This window comes from Micromonospora costi (assembly GCF_003626655.1).
GTDB classification, from domain to species: domain Bacteria; phylum Actinomycetota; class Actinomycetes; order Mycobacteriales; family Micromonosporaceae; genus Micromonospora; species Micromonospora costi.
Window position 1 is genome coordinate 88733 of record NZ_RBAN01000010.1, and the last position, 12024, is coordinate 100756.

General features: G+C 72.7%; 15 protein-coding genes. 7 read left to right on the top strand and 8 right to left on the bottom strand.

Annotation, left to right across the window (positions count from 1 at the left end; all coding sequences use genetic code 11):
• Nucleotides 1-47: 47 nt before the first annotated feature.
• From D7193_RS31600 to D7193_RS31610, 3 genes are all read left to right on the top strand, one after another.
• Nucleotides 48-797, top strand: a complete 750-nt coding sequence (locus D7193_RS31600; RefSeq protein WP_120783327.1) for a sugar isomerase domain-containing protein — start codon at nucleotides 48-50, stop codon at nucleotides 795-797.
• Between the two features lie 147 nt (nucleotides 798-944).
• Nucleotides 945-1448, top strand: a complete 504-nt coding sequence (locus tag D7193_RS31605; protein WP_120783328.1) for a DUF6328 family protein — start codon at nucleotides 945-947, stop codon at nucleotides 1446-1448.
• Between the two features lie 115 nt (nucleotides 1449-1563).
• Nucleotides 1564-3576, top strand: coding sequence for an acyl-CoA dehydrogenase family protein (locus D7193_RS31610; protein WP_120783329.1), 2013 nt, complete (start codon nucleotides 1564-1566; stop codon nucleotides 3574-3576).
• Between the two features lie 58 nt (nucleotides 3577-3634).
• Here the strand turns inward: D7193_RS31610 and D7193_RS33815 are convergent, their stop codons facing one another.
• The 8 genes from D7193_RS33815 to D7193_RS31645 are packed head-to-tail and all read right to left on the bottom strand — an operon-like array spanning nucleotide 3635 to nucleotide 8137.
• Complete coding sequence (locus D7193_RS33815; RefSeq protein ID WP_174242784.1) at nucleotides 3635-3805, bottom strand: hypothetical protein; 171 nt, start codon at nucleotides 3803-3805, stop codon at nucleotides 3635-3637.
• A gap of 9 nt (nucleotides 3806-3814) precedes the next feature.
• A complete protein-coding gene (locus D7193_RS31615) occupies nucleotides 3815-4420 on the bottom strand; it encodes a hypothetical protein (protein ID WP_120783351.1) in 606 nt (201 codons plus the stop codon).
• Between the two features lie 50 nt (nucleotides 4421-4470).
• The gene (locus D7193_RS31620; RefSeq protein ID WP_120783330.1) at nucleotides 4471-4869 is read right to left on the bottom strand and encodes a Fur family transcriptional regulator; all 399 of its coding nucleotides are present in this window, start codon (nucleotides 4867-4869) and stop codon (nucleotides 4471-4473) included.
• Between the two features lie 28 nt (nucleotides 4870-4897).
• Nucleotides 4898-5197 carry an ArsR/SmtB family transcription factor gene (locus D7193_RS31625; protein ID WP_120783331.1) on the bottom strand — a complete coding sequence of 100 codons (300 nt, stop codon included), beginning with the start codon at nucleotides 5195-5197 and terminating at the stop codon, nucleotides 4898-4900.
• 43 nt (nucleotides 5198-5240) lie between these two features.
• A complete protein-coding gene (locus D7193_RS31630) occupies nucleotides 5241-6107 on the bottom strand; it encodes a metal ABC transporter permease (RefSeq protein ID WP_120783332.1) in 867 nt (288 codons plus the stop codon).
• A 3-nt stretch (nucleotides 6108-6110) separates the two neighbouring features.
• Nucleotides 6111-6872: a metal ABC transporter ATP-binding protein gene (locus tag D7193_RS31635; protein ID WP_120783333.1), complete on the bottom strand. Its 762-nt coding sequence runs from the start codon at nucleotides 6870-6872 to the stop codon at nucleotides 6111-6113.
• Nucleotides 6869-7825 carry a metal ABC transporter substrate-binding protein gene (locus tag D7193_RS31640; RefSeq protein WP_120783334.1) on the bottom strand — a complete coding sequence of 319 codons (957 nt, stop codon included), beginning with the start codon at nucleotides 7823-7825 and terminating at the stop codon, nucleotides 6869-6871. Before D7193_RS31640 ends, D7193_RS31635 begins: the two co-directional genes overlap by 4 nt.
• A gap of 54 nt (nucleotides 7826-7879) precedes the next feature.
• Complete coding sequence (locus D7193_RS31645) at nucleotides 7880-8137, bottom strand: hypothetical protein (RefSeq protein ID WP_120783335.1); 258 nt, start codon at nucleotides 8135-8137, stop codon at nucleotides 7880-7882.
• A 29-nt stretch (nucleotides 8138-8166) separates the two neighbouring features.
• Between D7193_RS31645 and D7193_RS31650 the strand changes: the two genes are divergently transcribed.
• The 4 genes from D7193_RS31650 to dusB all read left to right on the top strand — a co-directional run bounded on the left by D7193_RS31650 (nucleotide 8167) and on the right by dusB (nucleotide 11822).
• Complete coding sequence (locus tag D7193_RS31650; protein ID WP_120783336.1) at nucleotides 8167-8508, top strand: antibiotic biosynthesis monooxygenase family protein; 342 nt, start codon at nucleotides 8167-8169, stop codon at nucleotides 8506-8508.
• 24 nt (nucleotides 8509-8532) lie between these two features.
• A complete protein-coding gene (locus tag D7193_RS31655; protein WP_174242785.1) occupies nucleotides 8533-9102 on the top strand; it encodes a hypothetical protein in 570 nt (189 codons plus the stop codon).
• Between the two features lie 115 nt (nucleotides 9103-9217).
• Complete coding sequence (locus D7193_RS31660; RefSeq protein WP_120783337.1) at nucleotides 9218-10597, top strand: glycine--tRNA ligase; 1380 nt, start codon at nucleotides 9218-9220, stop codon at nucleotides 10595-10597.
• A 52-nt stretch (nucleotides 10598-10649) separates the two neighbouring features.
• Nucleotides 10650-11822 (top strand): tRNA dihydrouridine synthase DusB, encoded by a 1173-nt coding sequence (gene dusB, locus D7193_RS31665; protein ID WP_120783338.1) that lies wholly within the window; start codon nucleotides 10650-10652, stop codon nucleotides 11820-11822.
• The last annotated feature ends 202 nt before the right edge of the window (nucleotides 11823-12024 follow it).

Below are 12024 nucleotides of genomic sequence, written 5' to 3' on the forward strand. Positions count from 1 at the left end.
GGCCGGGCCGTCGGGCGCCGGCCGGAGTGCGAACGGACGGAGGAGAGATGACATTGAGCGCCGAGGGCTACCTCGCGGTGATCACCGAGACGATGAACCGGGTGGCGGCCAGCCAGCGGGAGGCGGTGGGCCGCGCGGCGGACCTGCTGGCCGAGGCGGTACGCGCCGACGGGGTGGTGCACGCCTTCGGCACCGGCCACTCGGAGGCGCTCTCGATGGAGATCGCCGGTCGCGCCGGCGGGCTGGTCCCCACCAACAAGATCGCCCTGCGGGACCTCGTGCTGATCGGCGGCGCGCCCGCCGACCTGCTCGGGCCGACGCTGGAGCGGGACCCGACGGTCGCGCACCGCCTCTACGACCTCGCGCCGGTCCGCCCGCAGGACGTCTTCGTGATCGCCTCGAACTCGGGCGTGAACGGGGCGATCGTCGAGTTCGCGGCTCTCGTGAAGGAGCGGGGCCACGGGCTCGTGGCCATCACCTCGGCGCAGCACTCCGGGCAGATGACGTCCCGCCACCCGTCCGGGCGGAAGCTGGCCGACTTCGCCGACGTGGTGCTCGACAACGGCGCCCCGTACGGCGACGCCACGCTGCCGCTGCCCGGTGGCGGCGCCGTCGGCGCGGTCTCCTCGATCACGGCGGCGCTGCTGGCCCAGCAGATCACGGTCGAGGTGGTGGCGAGGCTGCTGGACGCGGGGGAGAAGCCGCCGGTCTACCTGTCGGCCAACATCGCGGGCGGCGACGAGCACAACAACGCGCTGGAGGCCCGGTACGCGGGCCGCATCCGCCGCGGCTCCTGACGCCCCCGGCCGGCCCGGGCGGCACGACCGCCGCCCGCGGGCCGGCGCCGCCCGTCGTGAGTCGGTTTCGCGGTACGGGCGATCGGGCATTGCGTTGCTGCCGGCGGCCGGGTCCCGCCGGCAGTAGCGTCTGAGCGGAGGTACCGGGTGTCGAAGGAGACCGAGAAGCAGCGCTGGCAGCGCAACTTCGCCGACCTGCTCCAGGAGCTGCGGGTGGCGCAGACCGGGGTGCAGATCCTCTTCGCCTTCCTGCTGACCCTCCCCTTCAGCAACGGGTTCACGAGGACGAGCGGTTTCCAGAAGGACGTGTACATCGTCTCGCTGCTCTCCGCGGCGGCGGCCACCGCGTTGATCATCTCGCCGGTGGCGTTCCACCGGGCGCTGTTCCGCCAGGGCCGCAAGCCGGAGTTGGTCCGGTTCGCCCACCGGATGGCCACCGGCGGCCTGGCCTTCATGCTGGTCTCGATGGTCAGCGCGGTGCTGCTGATTACCGACTTCGTGCTGGACCGCCCGATCGCGTTCCTGCTGACCGCGCTGACGGGCCTCTGGTTCCTCAGCTTCTGGGCGCTGCTGCCGTTCGCCCGCCGCAACTGGGGCGACGACGACATCGACGACGAGGACGACACCCCTCGTACGGCCCCCGGCGACTGATCTCCGATCGCCGAAACTCGATCTTTACGCAACGCTACCCCTGGGTAACACCCGGGGGTAGCGTGGCAGATGTCGAGCACGTTGACGCAGCGGACCGAGGTTCGAGGGGGCAGCCGTGACCACGACGCAGAACAGCCGACCCGCGCCGGACGAGTCCGGTGGAGTCCCGGAGCGCCCCGACACCAGCGGCGGCACCGCCGCCCCGCTGCCGAGCGAGGCGGGCCACGTCTCCGAGAAGGAGGCCCGCCAGGTCGCCGAGGCGGCACGTCAGTCCACCTGGGACCGTCCCAGTTTCGGCAAGGAGCTTTTCCTCGGCCGGTTCCGCCTCGACCTCATCAACCCGTGGCCGGGCTCCGACGCGGCCGACGACGCCCGCGCGGAGGAGTTCCTGGAGCAGTTCCGGGCGTACCTCACGACCGAGGTGGACGGCGAGGCGATCGAGCGGGACGCGCGCATCCCCGACGAGGTGTTCCAGGGGCTGGGCCGCCTCGGCGCGTTCGGCATGAAGATCGACCGCGCGTACGGCGGGTTGGGTCTCAGTAACCTCCAGTACTGCCGGGCGCTCATGCTGGCCGGCTCGGTGAACCCGGCGATCAGCGCGCTGCTCTCCGCGCACCAGTCCATCGGCGTCCCGCAGCCGCTCAAGATGTTCGGCACCGCCGAGCAGAAGCAGCGCTTCCTGCCCCGGCTGGCCGCCGGTGAGGTGTCCGCGTTCCTGCTCACCGAGCCGGACGTCGGCTCCGACCCGGCCCGGCTGGCCACCACGGCCGAGCCGACCGAGGACGGCAGCGGCTACCGGCTCAACGGCGTCAAGCTCTGGGCCACCAACGGTTCGGTGGCCACGCTGCTCGTGGTGATGGCGCGGGTGCCGGCCGCCGAGGGCCGCCGGGGCGGGATCACGGCGTTCGTCGTCGAGGGCGACGCCGAGGGCATCACCGTCGAGCGGCGCAACGCCTTCCTCGGTCTGCGGGGTCTGGAGAACAGCGTCACCCGGTTCCACGACGTGTTCGTTCCGACGGAGAACGTCATCGGGGGTGAGGGCAAGGGGCTCAAGATCGCGCTGACCACGCTGAACACGGGCCGGCTGTCGCTGCCGGCCATGTGCGTGGGCGCCGGCAAGTGGTCGCTGAACGTGGCCCGCGAGTGGGCGGCCGAGCGCGTGCAGTGGGGCCGGCCGGTCGGCGAGCACGAGGCGGTCGCCCAGAAGCTGGCCTTCATGGCGGCCACCACGTACGGCATGGAGACCATGCTCGACCTCTGCTGCCGGCTCGCCGACGACGACCGCAACGACATCCGGATCGAGGCGGCGCTCGTCAAGCTCTACGCCAGCGAGATGGCCTGGCGGATCGCCGACGATCTGATCCAGATCCGCGGGGGCCGCGGCTACGAGACCGCGGAGTCGCTGAGCGCCCGTGGCGAGCGGCCCGCCGCCGTCGAACAGCTCCTGCGCGACCTGCGGATCAACCGGATCTTCGAGGGCTCGACCGAGATCATGCACCTGCTGATCGCCCGCGAGGCGGTCGATGCGCACCTCTCGGTCGCGGGCGACATCATCGACCCCGACGCGGGCCTCGGCCGGAAGGCGAAGGCCGGTGCGCGGGCCGGCGCCTTCTACGCGAAGTGGCTGCCCACGCTCGCCGTCGGCAAAGGCCAGCGCCCCACGGCGTACGCGGAGTTCGGCCCGCTCGCCACCCATCTTCGGCAGGTGGAACGCGCGTCGCGCAAGCTCGCCCGGTCGACGTTCTACGCGATGTCCCGCTGGCAGGGGCGGATGGAGCGCAAGCAGGCGTTCCTGGGCCGGGTGGTGGACATCGGCGCGGAGCTGTTCGCGATGGCCGCGGTCTGCGTCCGCGCGCACGCCGAGCGGGACACCCGGCCGCAGAACCTGGAACTGGCCGACCTCTTCTGCCGGCAGGCGCGGACCCGGGTCGACGCCCTCTTCACGGCGTTGTGGGACAACACCGACTCCGTCGACGTCGCGGCCGCGAAGCGCATCGTCGCCGGCCGCTACGCCGACCTCGAATCGGGCGTGGTCACGCCGCCTGCCGACCTGCCCTGGGTGGCGACCTGGTCGCCCGGCCCATCGAGCGTCCCGGACGTGCGCCGCCGGATCCCTCCCCGCGAGTGACGCCCGGGGGAGGGCGAGCATGCCACGAGGGCGACGATGGCGCCGTCGGCCGGTGGGCTCACCCCCGGGCGATGGCCCAGGCCAGCACCGCCGCGAGGATCAGCCCGTTGAGCGCCGCCAGTCCCAGGTACGCCGCGGGTGGGATGCGGCGGCCCTTGCGCACGAAGCTGACCAGGACGGCGGCGTAGCCGAGCAGCAGCACGGCGATGACGACCAGGAAGTAGAACACCCGACGACCTTAGCGGCCGTCCCGCAGACCGAGTCGGCGCAGCTCCAGCGCGGCGAGGGCGTCGACCGTGGCGTCGTCGCCGCGCCGCCACGACTCGGCCACGTCGGGGCCGATCCGGGTCAGCCGCCCGAGCGGCTGGGTGGCCAGCGCGCGCAGCGCCAGCAGGTCGCGTCCGGCGGGCGCGGCGGACAGTTTCGCGGCCGACCCGGCGCGGCGCATCCAGCGCACCCGCAGCGGCAACCAGCCGACGAGCACCAGGCCCAACGGGAAGATCAGCACGGCGACCGCGAGGGCGACGGCCAACTGGTCGACCAGCTCCTGCTGGTCGCGTCCGGCCTCGGCCAGGGCCCGCGCGGCCCCGGCGGCCCGCTCGAACGGCGCGGTCAGCTCGTCGCCCACCAGCGGCACCCGGCCGACCTTGCCGCCGGCGTCGGCCAGGTTGTCGGCGAGGCCGCCACCGGCCCCCTCCAGCTTCTGTCCGGGGACGGCGAGTTTCTGGACGAGGTCGTGCAGCCACATGGCGGCGCGGATCGCGCCGTACACCCAGGCGACGACGAGCAGGTCGGTGAGGAACTGACGGGCGGCGGTCGGGAAGCGATCGGCGTAGATCTTCACGCCGGACAGCGTGCCACGGACGGCGCGCGCCGGCACCCGGCGCGGCGGCGTCAGCCGGCGCAGGCCGGGCAGGTGCCGAAGATCTCCAGGGTGTGGCTCACGTCGGCGTAGCCGTGCTGGGCGGCGACCCGCTCGGCCCAGTTCTCCACGGCCGGGCCCGCGACCTCGACGGTCCGCCCGCAGGCCCGGCAGACCAGGTGGTGGTGATGCCCCTCGCTGCACCGGCGGTAGAGGTGCTCGCCGCCCGGCGGACGCATCACGTCGATCTCGCCGGCGTCGGCCAACCCCTGCAGGGTCCGGTAGACCGTCGTGAGGCCGACGCGTTCACCGCGGGCGCGCAGCATGGCGTGCAGGTCCTGAGCGCTGTGGAACCCCTCGACCTCGCCGAGCAGGGCACTGACCGCGCTGCGCTGGCGGGTGTTGCGTACGGCGGTGCTGCTCTCGCTCACGGTGTGTCACCTCCGACCTGTCGCAGCCTCATGACCCCTCCCCGGCGTGACTGACCGCGTCCGCCACGATGTGCGCGACGTGCTCGTCGACCAGCGAGTACGCGATCTCCCGCCCCCGGCGTGAGCCGCGTACCACGCCCGCGCCGCGCAGCACCCGCAGGTGCTGGGAGACCAGCGGCTGCGCCACGCCGAGCTTCTCCACCAGCTCGTGCACGCACCGCTCGCCCGCGCCGAGTTCGCTGACGATGGCCAGCCGGATCGGCGCCGACAGGGCACGCAACAGCTCGCTGGCACCTTCGAAGGCGTCGTATCCGGACCCTCGGCTCACGCCGCAACGATAACCAATTCCGCCGATCGTGCGCCGATCCACGTCACCGCAGCACCACCTCGTGCGGCTCCGGTGTCGGGGCCGGCGCCGGCGTGCCGCGTCGGCGCAGCGCGCGCCACCCGGCGGCGGCCAGCGCGATCACCAGGAACGAGGCGATCGCCATCAGCACCACGGAGGCGCCCGGGGCGGTGTCGGCGTTGGCCGCCACCCAGACGCCGGAGCCCGCGGCGAAGATGCCGAGCGCCATGGCCGCCGTCATGGTGGTGCGGAAGCCGCGGGCCACCTGCTGGGCGGCGGCCACCGGCACCACCATGAGAGCGCTGATCAGCAGCACGCCGACCGCGCGCATGGCGATGGTCACGGTGACCGCGGTGGTGACCGCGATCAGCATGTTCAGCGTCCGCACGGGCAGGCCGGACACCCGGGCGTACTCCTCGTCGTGGCTCACCGCGAACAGCGCCGGCCGCAGCGCGAGCATGGCCACCAGGATCGCCGCGCCGAGCACCACGATGGTGGTCAGGTCGGCCTGCGAGATGGTGGTGAGGGAACCGAAGAGGTACGCGTTGAGGTTCGCGCTCGTGCTGCCGGACAGGCCCACGAGCATCACGCCACCGGCGATGCCGCCGTAGAAGAGCAACGCCAGGGCCAGGTCGCCGGAGGTCCGCCCGCGTGAGCGGACCACCTCGACGGCGATCGCACCGAGGGTCGCCACGATCACCGCGACGAGCACGGGAGAGCGGTTCAGCAGGAGTCCCGCGCCCACGCCGGTCAGCGCCACGTGGCCGATCCCGTCGCCGATCAGCGTGAGGCGGCGCTGCACCAGGTAGATCCCCAGCGCCGGGGCGGCGAGGCCGATGACCAGCGCCGCGACGAGGGCGCGCTGCATGTACGGGTACTGGAAGAGTTCCATCGCTCAGTTGCTCCAGAGCCCGGCGGGCTCGTCGGGACCGTGCGGGTGCACGTGGTCGTGGTCGGGCTCGGCGTGGTGGCCGGCGGGCTCGGGCACCCCGCCGTCGTGGCAGATACCGCCCTCGTGGACGACGACCGCGCGGCTGATCACCGGCCGCAGCGGGCCGAGTTCGTGCGCCACCAGCAGCACGGTGCCGCCGCCGGCCACGAACTCGCGCAGCGCCCCGGCGAACGCCTCCTGGCTGGCCGCGTCCACGCCGGCGGTCGGCTCGTCGAGCACCAGCAGGTCCGGCCGGCCGGCCAGCGCGCGGGCGATCAGGGTCCGCTGCTGCTGCCCCCCGGAGAGGGTGGCGACCGGGTCGTCGGCCCGGCCGGCGAGGCCGACGGCGCGCAGCGCGCTGTCGACCGCGGCCCGGTCGGCGGCGCCGGGTGGGCGGAGCAGGCCCCGCCGGGCGAGCCGGCCGGAGGCCACCACCTCGCGGACGGTGGCCGGTACGCCGCCGCCGGCGCCCAGCCGCTGCGGGACGTACCCGATGCGCTCCCACTGCCGGAACCGGCGCAACGGGCGGTCGAAGAGGGTGACCGACCCGGCGCTCAGGGGCACCAGCCCGAGCACGGCGCGGATCAGGGTGGACTTGCCGGAGCCGTTGGCGCCGAGCACGGCCACCACCTCTCCGGCCGTCACGGTCAGCGAGACGTCGCGCAGCACGGGGCGGCCGTCGTAGCCGACGGCCGCGTGCGTGACGGTGATCACCGGGTGGTTCACGAGCAGCCCAACGCCGTGCGCAGCGTCTGCAGGTTGGTACGCATCACTGAAAGGTAGTCCGACGAGCCGGCGTCGTCGGTGAGGCCCTCGATCGGGTCCAGTACGGCGGTCTTCGCGCCGACCTCGGCCGCGATGGTCTCGGCGATCTTGGGGCTCACCAGCGTCTCGAAGAAGATCGTGGTGGTCTTGTGCGCGCGCGCCTCCTCGGCGACCTCGGCCAGCCGCTGCGGGGAGGGCTCGGTGTCCGGGTCCAGCCCGGTGATCCCGACCTGCTCCAGCCCGTACCGCTGGGCCAGGTAGCCGAAGGCCGTGTGGCTGGTCACGATCTCCTGGCGCTCGCAGGCGCCGAGACCGGCCTTGAACTCGGCGTCCAGGGCGTCGAGGTCGGCGTGCAGGTCCCTGGCGCGGCTGGTGAAGTCGGCGGCCCGGTCCGGGTCGGCCTTGCCCAGCCGCTCGGCGAGCTGGTCGCCGACCGTGGCGAGCCGGGTGGGGTCCAGCCAGAAGTGCGGGTCCTTGCCGCCGGACTCCTCCTCCTCGCCCTCCTCGCCCTCGTGCTCGTGGTCGTGCCCACCGGCCGCGGCGTCCAGCAGCGGCTGGACGGTCGCCACGTCGAAGGCCCGGTCGGCGGCGTTCTGCGCGACCGCCTCGTCCATCGCCGGCTGGAAGCCCTTCAGGTAGACGACCAGCTCGGCCTCGCTGACGTCGCCGACCTGGCGCGGGTTGAGCTCCAGGTCGTGCGGCTCGGCACCCGGCTTCACGAGGTTGGTCACCCGGACGGCGTCGCCGCCGATGCGCTCGGCGATGAACTGGAGCGGGTAGAACGCCGCCACCACGTCCACCCGCTCGGGGTCGGCGCCGGCCGCGCCGTCGGCCGAACAGGCGGCGGCGCCGCCGAGGGTGAGCAGGGCGGTCGTCGTGGCGGCCAGGACGCGAGTGGTGACGCGGTTGTTCATGCCGTCAACTGTCCGCGCAAACGATAATGATTGTCAAAAACGCATGAGTGCATGTCAGAGCAGCTTGACCAGGGCGACCGCCACCAGCAGCGTCAGCATCAGCAGCCGGACGAGGCGGGTCTGCGGCGCCTGCACCGGCCAGGTGGTGGCCAGCAGCGCCACCAGGGCCGCGGCGAGCGCCAGCAGCAGCACGCCGCCGGCCACGCCCGGTGTGAAGAGGGCGACCAGCACCAGGACCAGGGTGACCAGGAACACCGTCGTCGGGTTCGCCCGGGCCAGCCGGCCCAGCAGGGGGCTCTGCGTACGCTGCATCCCACAGACTCTACGAGGAGGAACCCCCGGTGCTGGTGACCAACCGCTTCGTGGTCGACGTCGATGCCGCCGACGACTTCACCGAGCGCGCGCACGCCGCCCTCACCGCGCTGGCCGCCCGCCCCGGCTACCTGCGCGGACAGCTGGTCCGGGCGCTGGACGACCCGCGGCACTGGTGCCTGGTCACCGAGTGGGAGTCGGTCGGCGCGTACCGGCGGGCGCTCGGCGGGTTCGAGGTCAAGGTGACCGCCGTCCCGCTGCTCGCCCAGTCGGTCGACGAGCCGTCCGCGTACGAGGCACTCGCCACCGCCGCACCGGGTGGCGCGGTCGTCGTCAACGCCAGTGATCGGGCTGCTGGTCCTTATCGCTGAGCCCGTGGGCACTAGATTGCTCGTATGACCGCTCCCGGACCGGCAGCCCCACCGCCGCATCCCGCGCCGCCCGGGCCGCCTGGCGACCAGCCCCCCGCCGTGCCCGGTCCGCCGCCGGGGCCGCCCGGCCCGCCACCGGGGCCGGGCGTGGCGCCACCGTTCGCGGCGCCGCCCACCGAGGGACGGCGGGCCCGGCTCTGGCTGGGCATCGGGGTGGGCGCGCTCGCCGTGGTGCTGTGCTGCGGCGGCGGCGGAGCGGCCGTCGTCGGCCTGGCGGTCAGCGGCGTCCAGGCGGTCCGCGAGCAGGGCCGGACGGTCTCCACCGACTACTACCAGGCGCTCGTCGAGCAGGACTTCGGCGAGGCGTACGACCAGCTCTGCGACGACGCGAAGCGGCGCGAGTCGCGCGCCGACTTCGAACGCCGGTCGGCGGCCGAGCCCCAGATCACCGCGTACCGGGTGGGTGAGGTCGACACCAACAACCTCACCGTGCCGGTCGACGTGACCCTGGAGGGCGGCCGGCGGGAGCGACAGCAGGTCGCCCTCGGCCAGGACCAGCAGACGGGCGCGCTGGAGGTCTGCGGGGTCAGCTGAACCGTCCCCGGTATTCTGCTGGGCTCGGGACCCCTGCCGTCGTTACCGTTGTCCCGAACCGCTCGTTCCGTCCATATCACGTCCCCGCCGACCGCCAGCCGGCGTAGGAGGAAACATGCCAGTCGACCGTATCGACGCCGTCGTCAGCCTCGCCAAGCGCCGAGGCTTCGTCTTCCCCTCCAGCGAGATCTACGGGGGCACCCGGTCGGCGTGGGACTACGGTCCGCTCGGCGTGGAGCTCAAGGAGAACGTCCGCCGGCAGTGGTGGAAGACCATGGTCCAGCAGCGCGACGACGTCGTCGGCCTGGACTCGGCGGTGATCCTGGCCCGCAAGGTCTGGGAGGCCTCCGGCCACATCGCCGAGTTCGTCGACCCGCTCACCGAGTGCCAGTTCTGCCACAAGCGGTTCCGCGCCGACCACCTCGAGGAGGCGTACGAGGCCCGGCACGGCCGGCCGCTCACCTCGCTCGCCGAGCTGAACTGCCCGAACTGCGGCAACAAGGGCACCTTCACCGAGCCGAAGATGTTCAACGGGCTCATGAAGACGTACCTCGGCCCGGTGGAGAGCGACGAGGGGCTGCACTACCTGCGCCCGGAGACCGCCCAGGGCATCTTCGTCAACTACAAGAACGTCGAGACCGTCGCCCGCAAGAAGCCGCCGTTCGGCATCGCGCAGACCGGCAAGTCGTTCCGCAACGAGATCACCCCGGGCAACTTCATCTTCCGTACGCGCGAGTTCGAGCAGATGGAGATGGAGTTCTTCGTCGAGCCGGGCACGGACGAGCAGTGGCACGAGTACTGGCTCCAGGAGCGCTGGAACTGGTACCTCGACCTCGGCCTGTCGCCGGACAACCTGCGTTTCTACGAGCACCCGAAGGAGAAGCTGTCGCACTACTCGAAGCGGACGGTGGACATCGAGTACCGCTTCCAGTTCGGCGGCACCGAGTTCGCGGAGCTGGAGGGCATCGCCAACCGCACCGACTTCGACCTCTCCACGCACAGCAAGCACTCCGGCGTCGACCTGTCGTACTTCGACCAGACCAAGGGCGAGCGCTGGGTCCCGTACGTCATCGAGCCCGCCGCCGGCCTCACCCGGGCCGTGCTCGCGTTCCTGCTCGAGGCGTACGACGAGGACGAGGCGCCCAACACCAAGGGCGGCGTGGACAAGCGGACCGTCATGCGCTTCGACCCGCGGCTCGCGCCCGTGAAGGTGGCGGTGCTCCCGCTGTCCCGCAACGAGGCGCTGTCGCCCAAGGCCAAGGAGCTGGCGGCCACGCTGCGCAAGCGCTGGGTGGTCGAGTTCGACGACTCGCAGGCGATCGGGCGCCGCTACCGCCGCCAGGACGAGATCGGCACCCCGTTCTGCGTGACGGTCGACTTCGACACCCTCGACGACAACGCGGTGACCGTCCGGAACCGGGACACCATGGGCCAGGAGCGGGTCTCCCTGGACCAGGTGGAGCGCTACCTCATCGAGCGCCTGCCCGGCTGCTGAGCTGCGGGTACGGGCCCCGACCGGCGCCGGTCGGGGCCCGTACACTTGTGCGGTGACCACGACGACCGCTCCGGTGCTGCGCCCGTTGACGATCGGACGGCACCAGGTGTGGCCGCCGGTGGTGCTGGCGCCCATGGCCGGCATCACCAACGTCGGCTTCCGGCAGCTCTGCCGGGAGCAGGGCGGCGGCATCTACGTCTGCGAGATGATCACCACCGTCGCGCTGGTCGAGCGGAATCCGAAGACGCTCCGGATGATCGCGTTCGGCGAGCAGGAGCAGCCGCGCAGCCTCCAGCTCTACGGCACCGACCCGGAGATCACCGCCGCTGCCGTGCGGATCGTGGTCGAGAAGGATCTCGCCGACCACATCGACCTGAACTTCGGCTGCCCCGTCCCGAAGGTGACCCGCAAGGGCGGCGGCTCGGCCCTGCCGTGGCGGCGCCGGCTCTTCGCCCGCCTGGTCCGGGCCGCGGTGGAGGCCGCGGCACCCGCCGGGGTGCCGGTCACCGTGAAGATGCGCAAGGGCATCGACGACGACCACCTGACGTACGTCGAGGCGGGCCTCGCCGCCCAGGACGCTGGCGTCGCCGCGGTGGCCCTGCACGGGCGTACGGCCGCGCAGCGCTACTCGGGCACCGCCGACTGGGACGCCATCGCCACCCTCAAGCAGGCACTCGACGTGCCGGTGCTCGGCAACGGCGACATCTGGGAAGCCGACGACGCGTTGCGGATGGTCGCCCACACCGGCGTGGACGGGGTGGTGGTCGGCCGCGGCTGCCTCGGCCGGCCCTGGCTCTTCGCCGACCTGGAGGCCGCGTTCAACGGCCGCCCCGAGCGGCGGCTGCCGACGCTCGGCGAGGTGGCCGGCACCATGCGGCGGCACGCCGAGCTGCTGGTCGAGCAGTTCACCGCCGGCTCGCGTACGCCCGGGCGGGGCGAGCGGGACGGCTGCACCGACTTCCGCAAGCACGTCGCGTGGTACCTCAAGGGGTTCCCGATCGGCGGCGAGCTGCGCCGCGAACTGGCGATGATCGAGAGCCTGGCCCAGCTCGACGACCTGCTCGGCAAACTGGACCCGACCGTACCGTTCCCGGTCGAGACCCTCGGCCAGCCGCGCGGCCGCACCAACTCGCCGGGCAAGGTGTTCCTGCCCGACGGCTGGCTGGCCAGCCGCGACGACGACAGCGTCCCGGAGGGCGCGGAGCTCGCCGACTCCGGCGGCTGACTGACGCTCCGGCGGTTGGCCATCGGCTCTGGCGGTTGGCCGTCGGCTCCGGCGGTCGGCCGTCCCTGGAGACGTCGAAGGGCCGACCCCGTGTGGGGGTCGGCCCTTCGTGTTGGTGCGCTTGCTCTGTTTGTGGGTCAGTTGGTGGAGTAGCCGCGGGTGGCGATCCAGTCGCCGAGGTGGTCGACGCTGACCCAGTAGG